This is a genomic window from Flavobacterium sp. GT3R68 (assembly GCF_007109225.1).
GTDB lineage: Bacteria > Bacteroidota > Bacteroidia > Flavobacteriales > Flavobacteriaceae > Flavobacterium.
On the sequence record NZ_VJZK01000001.1, the window covers coordinates 801,166 to 823,208 of the forward strand.

At 36.1% G+C, this 22,043-nt stretch carries 24 protein-coding genes; 17 read left to right on the top strand and 7 right to left on the bottom strand.

All coding sequences use genetic code 11. From position 1 onward, the window contains the following. Positions 1-26: 26 nt before the first annotated feature. Complete coding sequence (locus FNW07_RS03450; RefSeq protein ID WP_126744082.1) at positions 27-1,085, bottom strand: glycosyltransferase; 1,059 nt, start codon at positions 1,083-1,085, stop codon at positions 27-29. Positions 1,086-1,185: 100 nt separating this feature from the next. On the opposite strand from FNW07_RS03450, the gene trmB reads away from it, so the two are divergent. From trmB to FNW07_RS03465, 3 genes are read left to right on the top strand one after another with little or no spacing between them, the layout of a single operon-like run. After that, on the top strand, positions 1,186-1,860 hold the full coding sequence (trmB, locus tag FNW07_RS03455; protein WP_126744115.1) for a tRNA (guanosine(46)-N7)-methyltransferase TrmB: 675 nt from the start codon (positions 1,186-1,188) through the stop codon (positions 1,858-1,860). Between the two features lie 2 nt (positions 1,861-1,862). Beyond that, positions 1,863-2,498, top strand: coding sequence for a LysE family transporter (locus FNW07_RS03460; protein WP_126744083.1), 636 nt, complete (start codon positions 1,863-1,865; stop codon positions 2,496-2,498). A gap of 5 nt (positions 2,499-2,503) precedes the next feature. After that, positions 2,504-2,842: an MGMT family protein gene (locus FNW07_RS03465; RefSeq protein ID WP_126744084.1), complete on the top strand. Its 339-nt coding sequence runs from the start codon at positions 2,504-2,506 to the stop codon at positions 2,840-2,842. On the opposite strand, the gene FNW07_RS03470 is transcribed toward FNW07_RS03465, so the two are convergent. After that, complete coding sequence (locus FNW07_RS03470) at positions 2,836-3,423, bottom strand: hypothetical protein (protein ID WP_126744085.1); 588 nt, start codon at positions 3,421-3,423, stop codon at positions 2,836-2,838. The two genes, FNW07_RS03465 and FNW07_RS03470, sit on opposite strands and share 7 nt — an antisense overlap. Positions 3,424-3,638: 215 nt before the next feature. Here FNW07_RS03470 and FNW07_RS03475 point away from each other — a divergent pair, with 215 nt between their 5' ends. The 6 genes from FNW07_RS03475 (at position 3,639) to FNW07_RS03500 (ending at position 7,807) form a co-directional block, all read left to right on the top strand. Beyond that, the gene (locus FNW07_RS03475) at positions 3,639-4,766 is read left to right on the top strand and encodes an Mrp/NBP35 family ATP-binding protein (protein ID WP_185964609.1); all 1,128 of its coding nucleotides are present in this window, start codon (positions 3,639-3,641) and stop codon (positions 4,764-4,766) included. A gap of 4 nt (positions 4,767-4,770) precedes the next feature. Next, positions 4,771-5,010, top strand: a complete 240-nt coding sequence (locus FNW07_RS03480; protein WP_126744087.1) for a NifU family protein — start codon at positions 4,771-4,773, stop codon at positions 5,008-5,010. Between the two features lie 217 nt (positions 5,011-5,227). Continuing rightward, entirely contained in the window at positions 5,228-6,280 is a 1,053-nt protein-coding gene (locus FNW07_RS03485) for an NAD(P)/FAD-dependent oxidoreductase (RefSeq protein ID WP_126744088.1), read from the top strand. Position 6,281: 1 nt separating this feature from the next. Beyond that, a complete protein-coding gene (locus FNW07_RS03490) occupies positions 6,282-6,887 on the top strand; it encodes a hypothetical protein (RefSeq protein ID WP_126744089.1) in 606 nt (201 codons plus the stop codon). Then, positions 6,888-7,451 (top strand): hypothetical protein, encoded by a 564-nt coding sequence (locus FNW07_RS03495; RefSeq protein WP_126744090.1) that lies wholly within the window; start codon positions 6,888-6,890, stop codon positions 7,449-7,451. Between the two features lie 32 nt (positions 7,452-7,483). Then, the gene (locus FNW07_RS03500) at positions 7,484-7,807 is read left to right on the top strand and encodes a 2Fe-2S iron-sulfur cluster-binding protein (RefSeq protein WP_126744091.1); all 324 of its coding nucleotides are present in this window, start codon (positions 7,484-7,486) and stop codon (positions 7,805-7,807) included. Between the two features lie 33 nt (positions 7,808-7,840). Here the strand turns inward: FNW07_RS03500 and FNW07_RS03505 are convergent, their stop codons facing one another. Together FNW07_RS03505 and FNW07_RS03510 are read right to left on the bottom strand one after the other, a co-directional pair. Then, complete coding sequence (locus FNW07_RS03505) at positions 7,841-8,626, bottom strand: DUF3050 domain-containing protein (RefSeq protein ID WP_126744092.1); 786 nt, start codon at positions 8,624-8,626, stop codon at positions 7,841-7,843. 137 nt (positions 8,627-8,763) lie between these two features. Continuing rightward, entirely contained in the window at positions 8,764-9,942 is a 1,179-nt protein-coding gene (locus tag FNW07_RS03510; RefSeq protein WP_126744093.1) for an acyl-CoA dehydrogenase family protein, read from the bottom strand. A 392-nt stretch (positions 9,943-10,334) separates the two neighbouring features. On the opposite strand from FNW07_RS03510, the gene FNW07_RS03515 reads away from it, so the two are divergent. The 6 genes from FNW07_RS03515 to FNW07_RS03540 all read left to right on the top strand — a co-directional run bounded on the left by FNW07_RS03515 (position 10,335) and on the right by FNW07_RS03540 (position 18,772). Continuing rightward, positions 10,335-11,915 carry a vitamin K epoxide reductase family protein gene (locus FNW07_RS03515; protein WP_158626850.1) on the top strand — a complete coding sequence of 527 codons (1,581 nt, stop codon included), beginning with the start codon at positions 10,335-10,337 and terminating at the stop codon, positions 11,913-11,915. Positions 11,916-12,020: 105 nt separating this feature from the next. Next, complete coding sequence (locus FNW07_RS03520) at positions 12,021-12,263, top strand: hypothetical protein (RefSeq protein ID WP_126744095.1); 243 nt, start codon at positions 12,021-12,023, stop codon at positions 12,261-12,263. 72 nt (positions 12,264-12,335) lie between these two features. Next, positions 12,336-13,673 (top strand): TlpA disulfide reductase family protein, encoded by a 1,338-nt coding sequence (locus FNW07_RS03525; protein ID WP_158626851.1) that lies wholly within the window; start codon positions 12,336-12,338, stop codon positions 13,671-13,673. A 166-nt stretch (positions 13,674-13,839) separates the two neighbouring features. Continuing rightward, positions 13,840-15,279 carry a TlpA disulfide reductase family protein gene (locus FNW07_RS03530; protein ID WP_158626852.1) on the top strand — a complete coding sequence of 480 codons (1,440 nt, stop codon included), beginning with the start codon at positions 13,840-13,842 and terminating at the stop codon, positions 15,277-15,279. A 3-nt stretch (positions 15,280-15,282) separates the two neighbouring features. Then, positions 15,283-17,478: a peptidase domain-containing ABC transporter gene (locus FNW07_RS03535; RefSeq protein WP_126744098.1), complete on the top strand. Its 2,196-nt coding sequence runs from the start codon at positions 15,283-15,285 to the stop codon at positions 17,476-17,478. A 1-nt stretch (position 17,479) separates the two neighbouring features. After that, complete coding sequence (locus FNW07_RS03540) at positions 17,480-18,772, top strand: HlyD family secretion protein (protein ID WP_126744099.1); 1,293 nt, start codon at positions 17,480-17,482, stop codon at positions 18,770-18,772. Between the two features lie 8 nt (positions 18,773-18,780). Here FNW07_RS03540 and FNW07_RS03545 read toward each other — a convergent pair whose 3' ends face one another. The 3 genes from FNW07_RS03545 to FNW07_RS03555 all read right to left on the bottom strand — a co-directional run bounded on the left by FNW07_RS03545 (position 18,781) and on the right by FNW07_RS03555 (position 20,704). Then, on the bottom strand, positions 18,781-19,485 hold the full coding sequence (locus FNW07_RS03545) for a tRNA1(Val) (adenine(37)-N6)-methyltransferase (protein ID WP_126744100.1): 705 nt from the start codon (positions 19,483-19,485) through the stop codon (positions 18,781-18,783). Positions 19,486-19,556: 71 nt separating this feature from the next. Beyond that, entirely contained in the window at positions 19,557-20,081 is a 525-nt protein-coding gene (rimM, locus tag FNW07_RS03550) for a ribosome maturation factor RimM (protein ID WP_126744101.1), read from the bottom strand. Between the two features lie 14 nt (positions 20,082-20,095). Then, the gene (locus FNW07_RS03555; protein WP_126744102.1) at positions 20,096-20,704 is read right to left on the bottom strand and encodes a 30S ribosomal protein S16; all 609 of its coding nucleotides are present in this window, start codon (positions 20,702-20,704) and stop codon (positions 20,096-20,098) included. 199 nt (positions 20,705-20,903) lie between these two features. Between FNW07_RS03555 and FNW07_RS03560 the strand changes: the two genes are divergently transcribed. After that, positions 20,904-21,404, top strand: a complete 501-nt coding sequence (locus FNW07_RS03560) for a DUF6252 family protein (RefSeq protein ID WP_126744103.1) — start codon at positions 20,904-20,906, stop codon at positions 21,402-21,404. A gap of 136 nt (positions 21,405-21,540) precedes the next feature. Then, a complete protein-coding gene (locus FNW07_RS03565) occupies positions 21,541-21,906 on the top strand; it encodes an RNA-binding protein (protein ID WP_126744104.1) in 366 nt (121 codons plus the stop codon). The last annotated feature ends 137 nt before the right edge of the window (positions 21,907-22,043 follow it).

A 22,043-nucleotide genomic window follows, 5' to 3' on the forward strand; every position in this document is an offset into this window, starting at 1 on the left:
ATTTCTTGAAAAGGGAATCCGTTTTTTTATCTGAATATGTTAAAAAGCTTTTCCCAATCTGGAGTGTTGTTAAAATTCTGCAATCCCCGATACAAGTCGGCCTTTAACAAATCCCGGATTCTGAAATCATTCTGTTTTGCATAAGGAACAAGCCCTTCCTTTTTTAATTTTCTGGCCAGATATTCCTGCTCATATTGACCCGGTGTCGGAATAAAGAAAGATTTTTTCTCCAAATGGGCCAAGTCCATGATAGTCGTATAGCCGGAACGGCAAAGTATCATTTCACTTTCGTTAAAAGCCTGCTGCAATTCTCCCGAATGCATAAAATTATAATAGGTCACATGTTCCGCAATTTCTTTTTTTTGTTCGCGTTCCAGGATTCCTTTTATGAAAATTACCTTGCCTTTATATTTTAAGATCTCCTTTTTCAGTTGGTTTTCTAAAATACTCCGTTGCGGTTCCGGACCCGAAAGAATCACCATCAGATCATATTTTTTCTCCACGGTATTTTTTTGCATCCGACTCAAAGGGCCAATATACCGGACATTATGAATGGGTTTTTTAAGGTGACCTAATTTTCCGCTTAAATTGGGGGTTCCTTCCACATCAGGAACCCAACATTCCCTATACTTTTGAATAATATTCTGATGCAGTAAACTCGTTAACCAGGTCGTGTTGCCACTCAATACATTCAGTTGATGGGTAATGAAAACGGAGGGGGTTTTTTTGCTGAAAGCGCCCAAACGGTTGTCCGAAATAATTCCGCGAATATCATATTGGGTAATCCATCTGGAAATTATTTGCTTTTCCTGGTAGATCGCCCAAATCATTTTTGGACTGTTCTGAATCATTTTCCATCTCAGATAAGCGCCATCTTTGGGATACTGAATATTATAGGATGGCATTTCTAAAGCCAACAGATGTGGAAATTCTTTCCGTAGTAGATCCAGCGCCATTCCATCGGAAGCAATAATCGGGATGAATCCATTTTTTTCTAACTCTCTTATAATTGGAATACAGCGAGTTGCATGGCCCAGGCCCCAATTTAAAGGGGTAATTAAAATATTGGTTGTCGGATGGCTCACTGTCTGTGGTTATAAAATGATTAAGTTTAATAATGCGAAAGATAAAACTATTTTAGTTCACTTATATTTCCTTAATTTTGCCAAAATATTAAGAAACGTCGTGGGAAGTAAAAATAAATTAAAAAGGTTCAAAGAAAACGAAACATTCAATAACGTTTTCCAGCCAACGAGAGAAGAAGTTGTAAGCGAGTCATTTCCTTTGAAAGGAAAATGGAACTCCGAATTTTTTAAAAATGACAATCCGCTAGTCTTGGAATTAGGCTGCGGGAAAGGTGAATATTCCGTGGGACTGGCTGAAAGGTATCCAAATAAAAATTTTGTCGGAATTGATATCAAAGGAGCCCGTTTTTGGCGTGGTGCAAAAACTGCTGTTGAAACCGGATTGCATAATGTGGCCTTTATCCGCACACAAATCGAATTGATCAATCATATTTTCAATGAAAACGAGGTGGATGAAATCTGGATTACTTTTCCGGATCCGCAGATTAAATACAAGCGTACGAAGCACCGAATGACCAATTCGGAATTTTTGCAGTTGTATAAAAAAATCCTCAAAAAAGACGGCGTAGTCAACCTGAAAACGGACAGTGAATTCATGCATGGTTATACTTTAGGTTTGCTTCATGGCGAAGGTCATGAGGTTTTATATGCCAATCATAATGTGTACACAAATGAAGGGAGTCCGGAGGAAGTGACTGCATTCCAGACCTTTTACGAAAAACAATATTTGGAAATTAACAAAGCAATTACGTATATTCGTTTTAAAATAAAATAAGAATGGTTTTTACACTGCCGTTATTTTTAGGTTTTTTTGCTGCTGCACTTGGTATTACTCCTCCGGGACTAATCAATATGACGGCTGCAAAAGTGAGCATAAAAGATGGACGAAATGAAGCTATTTCTTTTGCGATTGGAGCCACGGTGATTGTTTTTTTTCAAACATTCTTAGCGTTGCTTTTTGCTGAATTCATTAACAGTCGGCCCGATGTTATTAATATTCTGCAGGAAATTGGTGCCGTGATTTTTATTGCCCTGACGGTTTACTTTTTATGGTCCGCCAAAAAGCCGAAACGCGAGAAAGAAGAACTAAAAATGCGGAGTAAGACCAACCGGTTCTTTCTCGGAATGCTACTTTCAGTTCTGAACTTATTCCCGATACCATATTATGTTTTTATAAGTATTACCTTGTCATCATACGGGTATTTTTCTTTCAATAAACTTTTTCTTTTCACATTTGTTTCCGGGGCTGTAATAGGATCTTTCCTGGTTTTTTACCTATACATTTTATTCTTCAAAAAGAAAGAAGGTAAGCCGTCGTTTTTAATGACCAACGGAAATTATATCATTGGCGCCATCACCGGAGTGGTGGCCTTACTTACACTTTTTAAAATCTTCAAATCTTACTGGGCATAAAGGTTATGGCAGATACCAACGATAATTTTTTCGAAAGGGTCTATGCAGTAGCGCGTCAGATTCCGTTTGGAAAAATTACATCTTATGGAGCCATTGCCAAGCACATAGGCGCTGCACGTTCGGCAAGAATGGTAGGCTGGGCGATGAACGCGTCGCACAATCGGGAAGATATTCCGGCACATCGCGTGGTGAACAGAAAAGGACTGCTAACCGGGAAACATCATTTTGACGGTACCAACCTGATGCAGCAATTGTTGGAAAGCGAAGGGATTACTGTAATAGACAACCAGATAATCGATTTTGATAAACATTTCTGGCAGCCTGAAAGCGGAGTAATTTACTGATTATCATCATTTCTTTTCCTTTTGCACGCCATCTCGGCAATCCGCATCAGGTATTCTTCAACTGATTCGTTTTTCTCCATCGGAATGGTTTCCAATAAGCTGTCAAATGCATTGATTAGACTGGAGTATTTAGCAAAAGTCTCCTTAAGCAACTGCTCGTTTTTGGTTTCCCAATAATTTCCCTCATCGATGAAATCGAAATTTGCAAAATACTTTTTGTTCAGGTAATCGAAAAGTACAATCAGTTGTTTGTGGATTTCAGGACCGGCAAATTGAGTTTTTATCGATAAGTACCCTTCTTCATCGGGATCAAAACAATTGGCGTTTTCAAAGTTCCACACCGGACACATTCTTCCGTTGGAAAGAAAAGTAAAACATACCGTTTCACAATTCGGCGGATTGAAACTGATGCCGTAAATGGAATTGTCGATAGCGCTGGTAAATGCATTATTTGGAAACTGATCTTCGAAAATCCGGTAGTCCCAAGCATTGGATTTCGCAACATCAAGAATCTCTTCAATCAATGTTTGCAATGACTGAGGAGTTTTTAGGTCGCCTTTATAATGAAAAGATAATCCCATAACCGACTTGCTTAATGCTACTACTAATTTAACGAATTTTACGCTTAGTATGGCTTTTTTAGCCTTCGTTTTTTCAACATGTGTCTTTAGGATTACAACGCTAATAAATCCAATCTAAATGCTTTATAATAAGAACTTTTCATAGTATATTTGCAATCTGAAATCAGTTTAAATAAAGATAACCTATTTGTTGTCTGAAAAACAGTACACTTATAATGAAATTAGACAGAAAAGATATCCTTAAAGCCTTAGAAACCATTTCTATAGCCGGTGAGGGAAAAAATATGGTGGAAAGTGGAGCAGTAACCAATGTCATCACTTTTGGCGATGAGGTTGTGGTCGATTTAGTATTACACACCCCGGCAATGCACATCAAAAAACGCGCGGAAGACGATATCAAAAGAACAATCCATGATTTGGTTTCTGCGGAGGCCAAAATCAAAGTCAATATCAAAGTGGAAACTGCTGAGAAAAATGAAATCAAAGGAAAATCCATTCCCGGAATAAAAAATATCATTGCCATCGCATCCGGAAAGGGAGGCGTAGGGAAATCTACCGTTACCGCCAATATAGCAGTCACTTTAGCTAAAATGGGGTTTTCGGTTGGGGTTTTGGATGCCGATGTTTACGGGCCATCCATGCCAATGATGTTTGATGTGGAAAGCGAAAAACCAATTTCAGTTGAGGTAGACGGAAAATCAAAAATGAAACCAATCGAAAGCTACGAAGTAAAAATGCTTTCCATCGGATTTTTCACGGCGCCAAGCCAGGCCGTTATATGGCGTGGGCCAATGGCTTCAAAAGCATTAAACCAAATGATTTTTGATGCGGATTGGGGTGAATTGGATTTCATGTTAATCGACTTGCCTCCGGGGACCGGTGATATTCATCTTTCGATCATGCAATCGTTGCCAATTACCGGTGCGGTTGTAGTAAGCACGCCACAGGCAGTAGCTTTGGCCGATGCGAAAAAAGGAGTTTCGATGTTCCTGCAGGACAATATCAATGTTCCTGTTCTTGGAATCATCGAAAACATGGCGTATTTCACACCCGCCGAATTACCGGAAAATAAATATTACATCTTCGGAAAAGAAGGTGCCCGAAATTTAGCCGAAGATTTAAATGTACCGTTCCTTGGCGAAGTGCCAATCGTACAATCCATCCGTGAGGCTGGGGATTACGGGCGTCCGGCAGCGATGCAAACCGGTTCGGTGATCGAAACCGTTTTCGAAACCATCACGCGCAATGTCGTGCAGGAAGTAGTCAACAGAAATGAAAGCTTACCTGCTACCGAAGCCATCAAAATCACCACCATGGCGGGTTGTTCAGCAGTAAAAAAATAAGATTATGACAACAGAACAATTATTAGAGAACGTACAAAAAGCACTCGAAGAAATTCGGCCGTTTTTGAATTCTGACGGAGGTGACATCACTTTAATCTCGATTGAAGATGACAAACACGTCAAAGTGCGTCTCGAAGGAGCATGCGTAGGATGCAGCGTCAACCAAATGACCTTGAAGGCGGGTGTGGAAACGACCATCAAAAAATTCGCGCCTCAAATCGAAACGGTAGTCAACATATTATAATATAGAGGGGCGTGACCCGGAAGAAAAATCCGGGTCGGGCTTTCCGTTGCAATCTTTTTTTCGTTCCTCAAAAAAGGATTTCCACTGCAATCCCTCACGCAAACCATTCGGTTAAAAACAGCTTTAATTGTGCTAAACTGATAAATGTCATAAAAAAGGAACTGCAGTTTCAAGACCTTTGAACCTCAGAACTTTTTACAACTTTGAACCTAAAAAAATGATTGAAACCGATATACTCATCATTGGCGCCGGCCCAACAGGACTTTTTACTGTTTTTGAAGCCGGGCTTTTAAAATTAAAATGCCACATCATTGACGGTCTGCCACAACCCGGAGGCCAGTTAACCGAATTATATCCCAAAAAACCCATTTTTGACATTCCCGGTTTTCCTTCTGTATTAGCAGGAGATCTGGTGACCAATTTAATGGAACAGATCAAACAGTTTCAACCGGGGTTCACCCTTAATGAAGTGGCTGAAAAAATCGAAAAACTGGAAGACGGAACTTTTATCGTAACATCTGATAAAGGGACCAAACACCATGCGAATGCCATTGCCATTGCAGGCGGACTCGGTAGTTTTGAACCCAGAAAACCTCTTTTGGAAGACATCGAGTTTTATGAAGATAAAGGTGTCGAGTATTTTGTAAAAGACCCGGAATTGTTTCGGGACAAGAAAATTGTAATCGCCGGTGGCGGGGATTCTGCTTTAGACTGGAGTATTTTCTTAGCTGATGTAGCTTCCGAAGTGACTCTAATCCATCGCCGGAATGAATTCCGAGGCGCTTTGGATTCCGTTGAAAAAGTGCAGGAACTCAAACATGCCGGAAAAATTCATATGATTACTCCCGCCGAAGTCGTAGGATTGAATGGCGCCGAGCATTTGGAATCCATAGATATAGAAGAAAATGGTGCCCATCGTAATATTAAAACCGATTACTTCATTCCGCTTTTTGGACTAACACCAAAATTAGGACCCATCGCCCACTGGGGACTGGAAATAGAAAAAAATGCGATCAAAGTTAATAATGCACTCGATTATCAAACCAACATTCCCGGGATTTACGCCATTGGGGATGTCAACTCTTATCCCGGAAAATTAAAACTGATTCTGTGTGGTTTCCATGAGGCAACATTAATGTGCCAGAGTGTGTACCAACGTATGAATCCGGGGAAAAAATATGTGTTGAAATACACCACTGTTTCCGGTGTCGACGGTTTTGACGGTACCCGAAAGGAAGCCGAAAAAGCAGTCGTAAAATCAATTGATTAATATGAAAAAGTTAAGTTTGTTATTGTTTTTATTATCAAGTATTAGTGTGCTTGCGCAATCACAATATCCTGTAATGAAGGATTCCATAATCAACCCCGGAATATACAGAACCTTTGCAGAATTTAGAAATAACAAACCGACAATTTTATTAAACCACAAAATAATAAGTGACGAGGTAAGTTATGGTGGATTTGGAAGCTCTAATTCACTTACGGCCTATGCAATAGATATTCCTAAAAAAGAGGGAAGGGAAATAGGTGAAGTTTTTGGTTTTTCCGATGGTAAAAACTTCTATTTCATTGCATCGGAGTATACGGATATTTATTTCCCCAATAAGATTCATAATTTTAATTTTTATAAGGTAGAATCGGTCGGGAAATATTGTTATTACGATGCGATTCAAAATTCCGGTCCAAATAGTGGTACAATTCCGACCCGGAGAATAAATGTTTTAAATATGGATTTGGGTGAAATCAAACTACTTTCAAAAAGTTATTTAAAAGAATTGCTTTCTGAAAAACCCGAATTATTGGAAAGATTTAAGAAACAGGAAAATAAATACCAACATCTGAAGGAGTATTTAATTGAGTTTTTAAAAGTTAATTAAATGCAATTAAACCATCCACAATTAGTAGACTTATTAAAGAAAGCATATTCTGCAGAAAAGGCAGCCGCATTTGCTTATCAGGGTCACGCCTCTTCGGTAAAAGATGCCACTGAAAAAAAAGAAATACATCAGATCGAGATTGATGAATGGATACATCGCAAAGAAGTATTGGGTATTATGAACGATTTTGATATCCCAGTTTCGAAATTTTACGAACTGAAATTTTATATTATCGATAGAATAATCTCTGCAAGTTGCCATGTTATTGGATGGTTTATGCCCTTTTATTTTGCCGGAAGACTGGAAAGTGGAAATGTTTGCGAATACTTTCGAATCAGACAATACTTTAACTCTTTGGGAATTACCACTTATGATGAAATTCTGTATGATATGGGATTGAAAGAAAAAGAGCATGAAATTTATTTTTTGGAAAAAATAAAAAGCAATAAATTCCTCCCTTATTATGAAAAGTTCTTCTCATGGGGAAATAATCAAAGTTTCAATAATATAGATTTAGATAAAAAATACCCGTTTGAGAATTCAAATCATTATTGTAAAAAATAACAGAACTTAATTTTGAATACGGAATACAAGACATGGATGTAACAATAAAAATTACCGATAGAGAAGGGGTTACTCACGAAGTGGAAGCGCCAACAGACATGAACATGAATATCATGGAGCTTATCCGTATGTATGAACTTGCCCCGGAAGGAACTATCGGGATTTGCGGCGGAATGGCGATGTGTGCGTCCTGTCAATGCTATATATTAAACGATGTGGATTTACCCGAAATGGGCGATGAGGAAGAAGCAATGCTATCTGAAACATTCCATGTAAAATCCAACAGCCGTTTGGGCTGCCAAATTTCCATTACCGAGAATCTCAGTGGACTGGAAGTGGAATTAGCACCAGAATAGTAAAAAAAAACGTCCCGATTTCGGGACGTTTTTTTATGTAGTGGTCAAATGATTTTCTAAGATTTGTTCTTCAATAGCATCCCATAAACCAATTCGTTTTTCCAATGCTTCGATGGAAATAGCTTCTACTTCCTTCCATTTTTGGATATCATCTCCACATAGTTCGCTAATCATCCGCATCGCCATCGGACCGTGTTCATCGGCATCCAATTCAATATGTCTTTCGAAATAGTAAATCAATTTGCGTAAATCGGTTTCCGGAAAATTCTGCTGGAAGTTTTTCAATATCGCATTAAACATGGATGGAATCAAATCTTCCCTTCCAAAGGTAAAAGCTGCAGCAATTTTATGCGACTTTCCTTCTTCAATCACCCGGAATGTAAAGTCCAGAAATGCCTTGATGTTCGGATGAAGTTTGCTTTGTCGGATAGCTACAAATATATTTCGCAGTGAATTCACCTCTGTTAAAAATTGCTTGATTTCGGATGTACTGGCGCTACAATCTTCCATGGCTTCAACATACATTTCATAATGACTTTGGCGGCGACCGTCCAAAGTCAAATCGGTTTCTTCGGCAAGAACAATTTCGTTGATCAGATAACGGATTTCCGGATTTGGGGTAGCGAACCAAGGCGTTGTAATGCACGTCAGTTGGGATTGAAGTGCTTTTAGCAGCGACATAAAATCCCATACGGCATAGACATGATTTTCTAGGAAACGGTGTAAATCTTCAATTGTAAGCACTTTTTTGTACAAAGGGTGCTGCAGCAAAATATCCTTTATGGGCTGTATATTTTGGTTTATGGTTGAAATATTCATAAAGTAGGTTTTTTAAATTGAAACAAGTGTTTGAAATCAGATCCTATTTCTATATACGTCAAACAGTATACCATTGGATTTAAAATAAAAAAGCTTCCCATTTCCGGAAAGCTTTGAGATATATGAATCTGTGTATTTTATTTAAATGCTGAGATTCCGGTTACATCCATACCTGTAATTAGCAAGTGAATGTCATGCGTTCCTTCGTAAGTGAGTACACTTTCCAGGTTCATCATGTGACGCATGATGGAATACTCGCCGGTAATTCCCATTCCGCCCAATATCTGGCGGGCTTCACGGGCAATTTCTACTGCCATATTCACATTATTTCTTTTCGCCATAGAGATTTGTGCAGAAGTAGCTCTTCCTTCATTTCTCAACACTCCCAATCTCCAGGTAAGCAATTGTGCTTTGGTGATTTCGGTAATCATTTCGGCTAATTTCTTTTGTTGTAATTGCGTTCCTGCAATTGGCTTGTCGAACTGGATACGTTCTTTTGCATAACGCAAAGCGGTATCATAACAATCCATAGCGGCACCAATAGCACCCCAGGCAATTCCATAACGTGCTGAATCAAGACAACCAAGTGGCGCGCCCAATCCGGATTTGTTTGGTAATAAGTTTTCTTTAGGAACTTTCACATTGTCAAAAATCAATTCTCCGGTTGAAGAAGCTCTCAATGACCATTTGTTATGCGTTTCAGGAGTAGAGAAACCTTCCATGCCTCTTTCCACGACTAATCCGTGAATTCTTCCGGTTTCATCCTTTGCCCAAACCACAGCAATATCTGCGAAAGGCGCATTAGAAATCCACATTTTAGCACCGTTCAACAAATAATGGTCGCCCATATCTTTGAAATTGGTAATCATGCTTCCCGGATCTGAACCATAGTTTGGCTCTGTCAATCCGAAACAACCGATCATTTCACCGGTGGCTAATTTTGGAAGGTATTTCATTCTTTGCTCTTCGTTTCCGTATTTCCAAATTGGATACATTACCAATGAAGACTGTACGGAAGAAGTAGAACGAACTCCGGAATCACCACGCTCGATTTCCTGCATGATTAATCCATAAGAAATCTGATCTAATCCAGATCCGCCATATTCAACTGGAATATAAGGACCGAAACCGCCGATGTCTGCTAAACCTTTTATTAATTGTTTTGGGAATTCTGCTTTTTGGGCATATTCCTCAATAATCGGCGATACTTCGCGTTTTACCCATGCACGGGCTGAATCACGTACTAATTTATGTTCGTCTGATAACAAATCGTCTAACAGATAATAATCAGGAGCTTGAAATAAGTCTGGTCTCATTTGGATGGTTTTAAAATCGATGCAAATTTACGCAAAGAAATTTAACTTTTCAACGGATAAATGTTATAATTTGAGAAAAGATAGGGTATTGGGATGAAAGAACATTCGATAAACTATTTCTTTTCGCTTGTCTGAAACGGACTGGTACTTCAGGAATTTAAAATGTTCTTAATATAATAATTCCCTTTTTTTGACCGCTGACATGTGCTCCGTGGCCATTTAACATAATTAATTGATTAGTAATGTCGTAAGAAAAATATTGATAAATATGCATTTTAATTTGGGAATTAATGTCAAAGAAGAGTAGTTTTGCAAATAAATCTTACTTGTTTTTGGCAACTTAAACTTCGTTGATTTTAAATTTCTTCAATTTTCTTAATAAAAAAAATATTTTGCAATCACCTATAGCAAACATTGTTAATAAATATCTCAAATTATCAAATTTTTCTATAGATAGTAAAACATTTGAATTGCAAGTTGAAACGCACCCTGATTATCCAAGCCTTAAATCTATATCAGATACCTTTGATTATTTTGGTATTGAGAATTTGATTGCAAAAGTGCCGAAAGAGGCGTTTGATCAATTGCCCAATTCTTTTATTGCATTATTAATAAAGGATAATGACTCAAAACTTATTTTGACTGAGAAAAAGAAAAATGGCATTCTAATTACCGAAGAAAATCTAACAAAGCAAAAAATAAGTGTTGAAGCGTTTAAAAAGAATTGGGATGGAACTATTATAGCCATTGAAGATAATAAACAGCACAATGATATTTCGGAGTCATTTAATTTTAAAAAAATAGGTGTTTTAGTTTTTGGCTTAATTATTTTAATGAATATATTAAACTCAAATACAATTGAGATAATAAGTTATAATTTACTTTCATTAATTGGACTTTTAATAAGCTATTTTATAGTTAAAGAATCATTTGGCATTCATAATAAAGCCGTTGCGAAAGTATGTGAAACAATTTCTAAAAAAGATGGTTGCAAAACGGTCATTAATGATAAGCAGAGTGCGATATTTAGTCGAATTCCATTGAGCGATGCTGCGATTATTTATTTTTTAATTAGTGTTTTATCATCAGTTATTACCGGGTTTAATGTCCCTCTGTTGTTTTGTGTTTCTCTTTGTAGTATCCCGTTTGTTTTATTTACGCTCTATTATCAGGGATTTGTTCTAAAACAATGGTGTGCTTTATGTTTAGGGGTTTCCTTAACCTTAATTTTTCAATTTCTTGTTTTGACAGCAAGTTTTCAAGGGTTTTATTTCGATTTTACAATTCTCATGAAATACTTGTTTACCATATTTTTAGTGGTTATAGTCTGGCATAATTTAAAATTATTGTGGATTAAGAATTCTAAATTAGCTGCGATTGAAATTGATTTTTTAAAATTTAAAAGAAATAAAGAGCTATTCGATAATTTATTAAAGAAAGAAAAATTGATTAATAATAATTTAATCACTACAGAAAATAAAATTGTTTTTGGCTCAGACAATCCTGTATTGACTATCAATGCAGTTACAAATCCTTTTTGTGGATATTGCGCAGAATCCTTTCGAACATATTATAATTTATTAAACACCCGTAAAGGTGTTGACGTAAATTTAGTGTTTAGTGTTCCAAATGATATCAAGAAACAGGAAATGCAGATAGTAGTTACGATAATAAAAATATATCTCAAAGGAAATAAGCGGGAGGCTCTTGAATCTCTGAAAGATTGGTATTCAGACAGAAACATTAAAAACTGGGAGAGCAAATATGGCTTGGCAAAAAGTATAAATGAAGAAGTTTTTTCATTATTAAAAAACCAACAAAATTGGTTGCAAGTAAATAACATAAAACATACGCCCGCTACTTTTATTGGTGACTATTATTTTCCAAAATCATACAATATAGAAGATTTATCGATGTTTATCGATGATATGATATTGGATAAACAAAATCTAGTTTTACTAGAAACAATATAAAACACCAAACCCGAAAGTTTAGTGTAAAAACATTCTTGCAAGGGTAGACACAAACTCAAGTGTCTTTAAATGTTTGGGTAAAATTAATTACAAATATTGTAAATTATGTTAAAAAGCATTTTAAATTTAGAAGGGATTGCAGTTTTAAGTAAAGTGCAACAAAAAAGTATCAATGGTGGAATAGTTGCTGGTTTAGAAGCTGGATCTGGAGGTTGTTGTGTTACGGTTGTTGGGAATGTTGGAACCGATAGAGCATGCGGGATGAGTCAAAGTGAGGCCATTGCAGAAGCTAACACAGTGGCAAGTTGGGGTGGAGTTCGTGCATACTGGTGTTGTGCTTCATGTTAATTAAATAAGAACAGAGCCTATCTTTGTGATAGGCTCTATTAAAACCATAATCAGATGCGTAAAAATGCTGTAATGAATAAGATAAACAGGACGGTAGATATATCCTTTAATATTAAATTAATGTCTGTATTTATTTTTTTATCAATCACTTCTTTCGATGTAGTATACAGTCAAAATATAGTTGTTAAATATGTTGGGTCTTCGAGTAATGCAATTAATCTAAGATATAATCACAGGGAATTAAGTGATAATTATACAGTTTTGAATAAGGACAATAGATACTTAGTCATAAAATCTAATAAAGAAGAAACCATACTGTGCGATGATATAGTAAGAAGCACATTCATCTATGCACAACCCAACGATACAATAGATATAGATCTGAATAAAAAAGGCTTGATTACTTATAGCAGCAAAAATTCGGTATATCGAAAAAACGAGTCTGAATTTATTAATTCCTGCTATGAAAAATATGGGCCAGCTAAAGATATGTTGTCTAAGAAAAGATGGCTTCTTTACCATAAGCAAATCGGTCAGGGTGATTTTCTGGATGAAAATTATGATAAGGAAAAACAATTATTAGAAAAGTACCACAAAGACAATCTTATTTCAAATCAATTTTATAAGTATTTTAAGTCTTTGTATTGGAGTTTATCAATGACAAATAAAATGCAAAATCCAAAAAATGAGGACGGTGCATTCGTGGAAGTTAAGAGCAGTTTGAATAATGCGGATTATTTGATAAACATTCCTGAATATCGCATAGTATTGTTAAACTATACGTTTAGTTTGATGAAAAAGCTAAAGGTTAAGAATGATTTATTTAGTACCCTTCAATTTATCTCAGCAAAGTTTTCCAATCAAAGTATTATAGATGGTTTATTCTATAATAGGATGAAATTTTCGTTGCTTCATCTGAAGGTAAAAATAGAGAAAAAGTCCATGGAACTATTTCAAAATAAATGTAAAAACAAGCAGTTTCTTGAAGAAATAAGTAAAGATCTAAGACCTAATAAAAAGTCTGTCCTTTTGAATGATATTTTGAAAAAATACGACGGCAAGTTAGTTTTAGTAGATTTTTGGGCATCTTGGTGCGAGCCATGCAGAGCAGAGTTTCCTTATGAAAAAAAACTGATGGGAATGTACCCTAAATTATCATTTGCATTTATTTCTACTGATAAAAGTAGGGCATCATGGGAAAAAGCTTCGGGAGAATATCCTGATATCCTAAATCAGGATAATAATTTTTTTTTAGGGATAACATCAGGGGATGCATTGCTAAAGGAAATTAATGTTTCAAGTATACCTCGTTATATTTTGGTTAGCAAAGAAGGTAAAATTATTACCTCAGACGCACCACGTCCTTCAGACCCAAAACTTAAAGTTCTCATAGAGGAATACTTAAACTAATAGTGCCTCAGTAATTAATTCTAAGTTTTTTTGCGACATTTACTAAGGAGTGTTGTTCTAGTTGTTCAACAGCTTCTTGGATTAATTCTTGTAATGTTTGTTAATCAAAAAAGGTTTAAATAAATGGGCTAATTTTAGCCCATTTAAATTTTAAAATATGTATAAAATGATACTTCTAAGCTTTATTATTTGTTTTTTCTCCTGTAATCAATTTTCAAAAAAAGAATTGGATACAAGAACAAAGGATCCTGAAACTAATAAAAATCAAATTGTTTTCATCTTCAAAAAGCAAAATTTTGAGAATTCCGTAGATATTAAAAGTAATGTTTTAGGGAGTGCTATTTTTTATTCTGAAAAAAACGATTTTACAATCATAGAATTAAATCCTAGTAACAGTGTAAAAAACGATACAATAGTAAAAAAGGTAAATAGCGATAAAATATGTCTTTCGCACAGATTTAATAAAGTTCAAAAGTTTTTATACGAATTTCAAAAAGGAGATACTGTTGTTTTTGATTATGAAAAGGGATATCCTTATGTATCAATAATTAATCGAAAAGTATTAAAGTATGACAATAATTTTCTCGCTGATATAAAGATTGAAAAGCCCTTAGAAGATTTTCAATTCGTTCTTAAAAATAAAAGGATTAGAAACGGTAACGAAAACAAAATTTATTTTAAGGAATTAAGTAATTATAGGATTAAGGTTGAGAAATTCCTTGATTCAATAATGAACGAAAATTTAATTTCTCCAAGCATTTATGAAATGTACAAAGCCTCTAATAAGTTTTCGGAAATAAATACAGATAAAACTTTACTTAAATCAATTGTAAGTGATGATTTAAGAAGAGATGATTTATTATACTTAAAGAGTTATAGACATTTTTTAAATAATTATGTTGTTCAAAAATTTCATATTAAAACTCAATTTAGTAATGACCCTATGACCTGCAATTCTAAAATTGCATTTGATTCAATAAATAGATCTGCCCTTTTTTCAAATAAAGTCAAAGAGAGTCTCTTATATACACATTTAGTAAACATAGCAGAGAAAAATTCCACAGTTGACCTAGATGAATATTTCAAAAAGTTTCAAGAGATAGTTAAAAATCCGGTTTTAAATGAATATATATATGACACTTATCTTCTAGACTACACTAGTTTGAAAACAAATATCAAAGATGTTTATCTTTTAAATAAAACAAAACAAAAAATCACTATCAATGATGTTCTTTCTCAACATAGAGGCAAAGTTGTGTATGTTGATTTTTGGGCAAGTTGGTGTGCTCCTTGTCGTTCTGCAATGCCTTCTTCAAGAAAGTTACACGAAGAATATAAAGACAAAGATTTGGTTTTTGTTTACATTTCTATTGATAATGACTTTAATAAATGGCAAGCTGCATCTGAAAAAGAAGATTTGTCAATTGGAAATAATAATTTATTAGCCATGAATTATCCAAATGCTTTATTTTATAAAGAACTTCAATTGAAAACAATTCCAAGATATTTGATATATGACAAAAAAGGAAAATTAGTTCATCAGAATGCTCCTGGCCCCGAGAATAATGAAATTAGATTTGAATTAAACAAATACTTGAAAGAATAATTCATGTCTAAAATTTTTTCAAGCTATAAACAGGCCGATTCTAAAGATTGCGGCCCTACCTGTTTAAAAATAATAGCCAAACATTACGGCAAAACCATTAACATCCAGGAGTTGCGAGATTTCAGCGAAACAACCCGGGAAGGAAGTAATCTGTTGTTCCTTAGCGATGCTGCCGAGAAAATCGGCTTTCGGACATTGGGAGTGAAACTTAATTTAGAAAGATTAAATGAGGCGCCATTACCCTGTTTGTTACATTGGAATAAAGAGCATTATGTAGTGCTCTATAAAATAAAAAAAGACAAATACTTTATTTCCGATCCTGCTTTTGGATTAATAGATTACAACCAGCAGGATTTTATGAAATTCTGGATTGGAAACAATGCAGATGAAACTACTGAAGAAGGAATTGCCTTATTGCTGGAAGCAACACCAAAATTCTTTCAATCCGAATTTGATGAGGAAGATAAAAAAGGCATGGGTTTCGGGTTATTACTTCAATATGTATTGCGGTACAAATCGTTTTTAATCCAATTGAGTATAGGTTTGTTAGCCAGTAGTTTATTGCAGCTAATTTTTCCTTTTCTAATGCAAAGCATTGTGGATGTTGGGATCCAAAACCAGAATATTCATTTCATCTATCTGATTTTATTTGCGATGCTTTTTCTTTTTGCCGGACGAACCGGTTTGGAATTCATCCGAAGCTGGATATTGCTCCATCTTTCCACACGGATAAATATTTCACTGATCTCTGATTTCTTTATCAAATTAATGAATCTGCCCATTTCCTTTTTCGATGTCCGGATGACAGGCGATATCATGCAGCGTATTAATGATCATCATCGCATTGAACGAATATTGACTACGTCATCATTAAATGTCCTGTTTTCTGTGATTAATATGTTTCTTATGGGCGGGGTTTTAGCCTATTATAACCTTCAGATATTTTTCGTGTTTTTCGCAGGAAGTATATTGTATTTCGGTTGGATTACCTTGTTCTTAAAACGAAGGGAAGCTTTGGATTACAAACGTTTTTCGGAAGTAAGCCAGGAACAAAGCAAAGTGATGGAGCTCATCAACGGAATGCAGGAAATTAAATTGCATAATGCCGAGAAACAAAAGCGTTGGGGGTGGGAACATGTTCAGGCAAGATTGTTTCGTGTTTCAATGAAAGGATTAGTCTTAGAGCAAACACAGACCATCGGATCTTCGGTCATCAATGAAATCAAAAATATCCTGATTATTTTCCTTTCGGCAAAATTGGTTATCGACGGTTCAATAACCTTAGGGGAGATGATGGCAATAAGTGCTATTGTCGGAAGTCTGAACGGGCCAATTCAACAATTGATTGGATTTGTCCGTGAAGTGCAGGACGCTAAAATATCGTTAGCAAGGTTGTCTGAGATCCACGAGAAGGAAGACGAAACGCAACAGGAAGAGCATCAGACACATGACATACAAAAAGATGTTGATATTAAGATTGACAATCTTTCCTATCGTTATCTGGGGTCGGACATGCCGGTTTTGGAAAACTTAAACCTGACCATCCCAGCTCGCAAAGTCACTGCAATTGTCGGGGCCAGCGGGAGTGGGAAAACTACTTTAATGAAATTGCTGCTTAAGTTCTATGAACCCAATCATGGTGAAGTTACAGTCGGTAATGCACAATTGAAAAATATTTCCCAAAAGGCGTGGCGAAATAATATTGGTGCTGTTATGCAGGAAGGATTCATATTTAATGATACGATAGCTAATAATATTGCGGTTGGAGTAGATAGTATCAACAAGGACCGACTGGTTTATGCTGCGGATGTTGCTAATATTAAAGACTATATTTCGGGCTTGCCTTTGGGGTACAATACGAAAATAGGTTCGGAGGGAACAGGTATGAGTACCGGGCAAAAACAACGATTGCTGATTGCAAGAGCCGTGTATAAAAACCCCGAAATGTTGTTTTTCGATGAAGCCACTTCGGCATTGGATGCTAATAATGAAAAAGAAATCATGGGCAAATTGGATATGTTTTTCAAAAACAAAACCGTAGTGGTTATTGCGCACCGGTTAAGTACCGTAATGAATGCAGATCAGATTGTCGTGCTTGATAAAGGAAAAATTATTGAAATGGGGAGTCACTCTGCATTAGTAGAACAAAAAGGAAATTATTTCGAATTGGTTAGAAACCAATTGCAATTAGGAAATTAAAATGGCAGAAAATAATACGACATTCGAATTGCGAAGCGAAGAAATACAGGATATACTGAGCCGCGTGCCTCACTGGATGATCCGTTGGGGGACACTGCTGATTTTTACAATTATAGCGATGCTTGTTTTTGTTTCGTGGTTTGTGAAATACCCGGATGTGATTGCGACACCGATTGTGATTACTACCAGTGTTCCGCCAGAAAAACTGGTAGCAAGAACATCTGGCAGAATTGAAACCATTTTAGTGAACGATAAGGCTGCTGTATCCGAAAATACTCCATTGGCTGTGATTGCCAATACGGCGAAATTCAAAGATGTTTTTGTATTGCAAAGCATTTTGGATACGCTGGATATCAATAAAAAAATAAAGTTCCCCTTTGAATTATTGCGCGATGCGGAATTGGGTGATATCGAAAATGCCTATTCTGTTTTCCAAAAAGACTATGTTGCAAATGAACTCAATAGCAACCTGCACCCATTTCAGGTTGAAAATAATGCGCAGCATTCAGAGAAGATACAGATCAAAACCCGCCTGACTCTTTTACAGCAGCAAAAAAACCTGAACGAATCGGAATTACAGCTTCAGAAAAATGATCTGAAGCGTTTTGAAACCTTGTTGAGCAAGGGTGTGATATCGGAACAGGATTTTGAACTTAAAAAATTAGCCTTCCTGCAAGCCCAGAAAAATTATAAAAGTTTATTGAGCAGTATTTCCCAATTGCAATCTTCGTTGATTGATAACAATCGGAACAGTTCCAGCACCAGAATCAACGAAACAAAAGAGAAAATCAATTTAGATCGGAATTTGATACAGTCTTTCTATCAATTAAAAAAAACGGTTAAAGATTGGGAGTTGAATTATGTGTTGAAATCTTCCATCGAAGGGCAAGTTTCCTTTTTGCAAATCTGGACCGCCAACCAAACAATTTCCGCGAGCGACAATGTTTTTAGCATTATCCCCACTACTAAAAAAGGGTTTATTGGAAAGGTAAAGGCTCCGGCGCAAAATTCCGGTAAAATAAAAGTGGGACAACAGGTCAATATCCGATTGGCTAATTTTCCGGATCGTGAATTTGGAATGCTGAAAGGCAAAGTGAAGAATATTTCGCTGGTTCCGGATAAAGAAGGAAACCTGTTAATTGATGTTGCTCTTCCACAGGATTTGAAAACCAACTACAATAAGTTCATTCCATTCCAACAGGAAATGACTGGTTCTGCAGAGATTGTGACCGAAGATCTTCGTTTGTTGGAAAGAGTTTTATACCAGTTTCGGAGTATTGTGAAAGCGAATTAAACCTGCAATTACATCTTCAGATAAAAATCCTTGGTCAAAGCAATATATTCTGCGGTATATTGGTGACGGGCGGTTTCAATAACCAATTCATCAACGACCACATCCGTTTCGTTTCGGCTAAAAGCCATTAAGCACCTTTTGATTTCAGTAGTCGGTGTGCCTTTGATACGGGTAATTTTGAAGGGATACAATTCGCATTCCTGGGCTAAAGCTAAAAATTTGGCTTCTTCCTTAAAAGGGATAATAACGGAGAAAACGCCATTTTCAGAAAGGAACATTGCCGCTGCTTCCACCAGTTCTTCAAAAGGCATCGCATCAGCAAAGCGGGCTAAATCCCGTTGTTCATTACTGGAATAGTAATCTTCTGTATAAAAAGGGGGATTGGAAACAATTAAATCATATTCGTCTTCCGGCTCCTCGACAAATTCGTCCAAACCGGCATGAAAACAAAATAGCCGATCATTCCACGGACTTTTCTCAAAATTGTCGACCGCCTGTTCATAGGCATCTTCGTCAATTTCCAAAGCGTCGATTTGTTCGGCAAAACTTCGCTGGGCCAGCATCAAAGCAATTAATCCGGTTCCGGTACCGATATCTAAAATACTGTTTGGATTGTTTTCCAGTGGGGTCCACGCGCCAAGCAAAACGCCGTCTGTTCCAATTTTCATGGCACATCGGTCTTGATCAACAGTAAATTGTTTGAATGAAAACATGAAGAGATACAATTATGGGTTAACGATATCGGGTTTTTGTAAATAACCAAATTAACGAACCAAAAAAACGTTTAAAGATACATTTCAATAAGTCCTTCTGGAAGATCCATAATGACCTTTTTATTTTCGCGATCAATCTTAACAAGGAAATGATCAATCATCGGGATGAGGAGTTGCACTTCGCCGTTTTCGACTTCAAATAAAGGTTGCGCAGTCGAATCGTTAACCGAAACAATTTTTCCGACAACGCCTAAACGTTTGTCTTCGACTTCAAAACCAATAACTTCGTGAAAATAAAATTTGTTACCGGTAAGTTTTGGCAACATGTTTAAAGGAAGATAAATCGCATTACCCATAATGGCATCCGCATCTTCCTCGGTATTCATATCCTCAAAACGGATTCTGAGAAAATCATTTTTGTGCAGCGAACTGCTTTCAATAAAAAAAGGAACCAAGTGTTTGTTGCATTCAACAAACACTGATTCCAGGTTTTCGTATAACTCAGGTTCGTCCGTATCTAAATAGGCAAGAACTTCCCCTTTGAAACTGAATTTTTTCGCGATTTTACCTAAATAGAAACAATCTTCTTTACGCATGAATCGCTACTGAATTAAGCTTGAGCTTCTTCGTTATTTTCTTCTGCAGCAGGAGTTTGCTCCGCCTGGTCGTCCGCTGGACTCGAGTCTTCAGTTTCCGCTACTACTTCTTCAGTAACTTCTTCTTCAGCTTCTTCAACAGCAGGATTTGCAGCCGCAATAGCATCTGCTTCAGCTTGTGCAGCTGCAGCTAAACGTTTTGCATTTACATCTTGTTCTGCTTTGAAAGCTTTTGCTTTAGCATCCGCTTCTGCTTTAGATAAACCAGCTTTTTTAGAATCTACTTTACCAGCTTTTTCGTCTAACCAAGTAGTTAATTTTGCATCTGCTTGTTCTTGAGTCAAGGCTCCTTTACGAACTCCTCCATCAAGGTGGTGTTTCAATAAAGCTCCTTTGTAAGAAAGAATAGCTTTTGCGGTATCTGTTGGTTGAGCACCATTGTGCAACCATTGTACTGCTTTATCAAGGTTTAAGTCGATAGTTGCAGGATTTGTGTTTGGATTGTAAGTACCGATTTTCTCTAAGTATTTACCGTCTCTTTTTGAGCGAGCATCAGCCGCTACAACCCAGTAAAAAGGTTTTCCTTTTTTACCGTGTCTTTGTAATCTAATTTTTACAGACATAATCGTATGATTAAATTTTGAGGTACTCGACCTCTGTTAATTAAGGGTGCAAAGATACATTTTTTTTCTAAAAAAGCTAATGCAACCTGACAATTAAACGAATACTAGTGTTAAAATTGGCTTGAACTTTAATTTTTAACTGTTTTTTTTAGTGTTTTTGGTTTTAAAAACTATTTTTGTGGTATTAAAAACATAAAAAATGAAAAAAGTAATATCGCTTTTTGTCCTAATAATACTATTGACATCCTGTTCAGAGGATATACTAACTAATAATCCTTCACTTCAGGGATTAAGAGATAATTTATTATGGAGAGCCAATGATGTTCGTGGGTACATACGTGCGGATAATTCTTTGGTAATTGTGGGTTATTTTCAAAGCGAAAAATTGATATTAGCTACAACTTCAACTAATTCCCAAACCTATCCATTAGGAACAAGTGATTCAAAAAAAGCTAAATTCAAGTATTCCATAAACGGACAGGAATTGATTTATGAAACCGGAATTGGAATCGGTGATGGTGAGATTAAAATTTCTCAATACGACCCTACCAACATGACCGTTACAGGTACATTTAGATTCAATGCCGAAAAAACAACGGATAATCCTGCCGGAGACGAAATATTGAATTTTCAGGAAGGTAACTTTTATAAGGTAAGAGTCTATTCAATAGATTCAATGCCGCTCGGAACATTGGATTAACAACAAAAACATCTTGAAAAGATGGTTTTTATTTTTATTATTGTATGGTGAGTTAAAAAATAAGACAGAAATAATCTAATACATAGTATATTACAGAAAAATAGTTTATATTTGTAATTATTATAAATTCGTACATATGAATATTTTCGTTGGAAGCCTTCCGTTCAGTATTGAGGAAGCAGATTTAAGAGAGTCTTTTGAGGCTTATGGTACAGTTGATTCTGTAAAAATTATTACTGATAAATTTACTGGAAGAAGTAAAGGATTTGGATTTGTTGAGATGGCAAATGACGACGATGCTCAAAAAGCAATCGATGAATTGAACGGTGCTACTGTTCAAGGTCGTGCAATCGTAGTTAACAAATCTGAGCCAAAACCAGAAGGTGAAAGAAGAAGTTTTAACAGCAACAGCCGTGGTGGAGATAACCGTGGTGGTGGTGGATATGGTGGAAACAGCCGTGGTGGAGACAACCGTGGTGGTGGAAACAGAGGTGGTTACTAATCACTTTTCTGAATTAACATTCAATACAATGCCATAAAATAGCGTTAGCAATAACACTAGATTTATTCCATATAAAAGCCATTCATCATTTGATGAGTGGCTTTTTTTTGTTGATAACTTCTCGAAATTTTTTATTC

Coding starts and splice junctions, on each gene's coding strand:
- FNW07_RS03460 (WP_126744083.1), top strand. CDS start 1,863: ATGGTTTTTACACTGCCGTTATTTTTAGGTTTTTTTGCTGCTGCACTT.
- FNW07_RS03465 (WP_126744084.1), top strand. CDS start 2,504: ATGGCAGATACCAACGATAATTTTTTCGAAAGGGTCTATGCAGTAGCG.
- FNW07_RS03470 (WP_126744085.1), bottom strand. CDS start 3,423: ATGGGATTATCTTTTCATTATAAAGGCGACCTAAAAACTCCTCAGTCA.
- FNW07_RS03475 (WP_185964609.1), top strand. CDS start 3,639: ATGAAATTAGACAGAAAAGATATCCTTAAAGCCTTAGAAACCATTTCT.
- FNW07_RS03480 (WP_126744087.1), top strand. CDS start 4,771: ATGACAACAGAACAATTATTAGAGAACGTACAAAAAGCACTCGAAGAA.
- FNW07_RS03485 (WP_126744088.1), top strand. CDS start 5,228: ATGATTGAAACCGATATACTCATCATTGGCGCCGGCCCAACAGGACTT.
- FNW07_RS03490 (WP_126744089.1), top strand. CDS start 6,282: ATGAAAAAGTTAAGTTTGTTATTGTTTTTATTATCAAGTATTAGTGTG.
- FNW07_RS03495 (WP_126744090.1), top strand. CDS start 6,888: ATGCAATTAAACCATCCACAATTAGTAGACTTATTAAAGAAAGCATAT.
- FNW07_RS03500 (WP_126744091.1), top strand. CDS start 7,484: ATGGATGTAACAATAAAAATTACCGATAGAGAAGGGGTTACTCACGAA.
- FNW07_RS03505 (WP_126744092.1), bottom strand. CDS start 8,626: ATGAATATTTCAACCATAAACCAAAATATACAGCCCATAAAGGATATT.
- FNW07_RS03510 (WP_126744093.1), bottom strand. CDS start 9,942: ATGAGACCAGACTTATTTCAAGCTCCTGATTATTATCTGTTAGACGAT.
- FNW07_RS03520 (WP_126744095.1), top strand. CDS start 12,021: ATGTTAAAAAGCATTTTAAATTTAGAAGGGATTGCAGTTTTAAGTAAA.
- FNW07_RS03525 (WP_158626851.1), top strand. CDS start 12,336: ATGAATAAGATAAACAGGACGGTAGATATATCCTTTAATATTAAATTA.
- FNW07_RS03530 (WP_158626852.1), top strand. CDS start 13,840: ATGATACTTCTAAGCTTTATTATTTGTTTTTTCTCCTGTAATCAATTT.
- FNW07_RS03535 (WP_126744098.1), top strand. CDS start 15,283: ATGTCTAAAATTTTTTCAAGCTATAAACAGGCCGATTCTAAAGATTGC.
- FNW07_RS03540 (WP_126744099.1), top strand. CDS start 17,480: ATGGCAGAAAATAATACGACATTCGAATTGCGAAGCGAAGAAATACAG.
- FNW07_RS03545 (WP_126744100.1), bottom strand. CDS start 19,485: ATGTTTTCATTCAAACAATTTACTGTTGATCAAGACCGATGTGCCATG.
- rimM (WP_126744101.1), bottom strand. CDS start 20,081: ATGCGTAAAGAAGATTGTTTCTATTTAGGTAAAATCGCGAAAAAATTC.
- FNW07_RS03555 (WP_126744102.1), bottom strand. CDS start 20,704: ATGTCTGTAAAAATTAGATTACAAAGACACGGTAAAAAAGGAAAACCT.
- FNW07_RS03560 (WP_126744103.1), top strand. CDS start 20,904: ATGAAAAAAGTAATATCGCTTTTTGTCCTAATAATACTATTGACATCC.
- FNW07_RS03565 (WP_126744104.1), top strand. CDS start 21,541: ATGAATATTTTCGTTGGAAGCCTTCCGTTCAGTATTGAGGAAGCAGAT.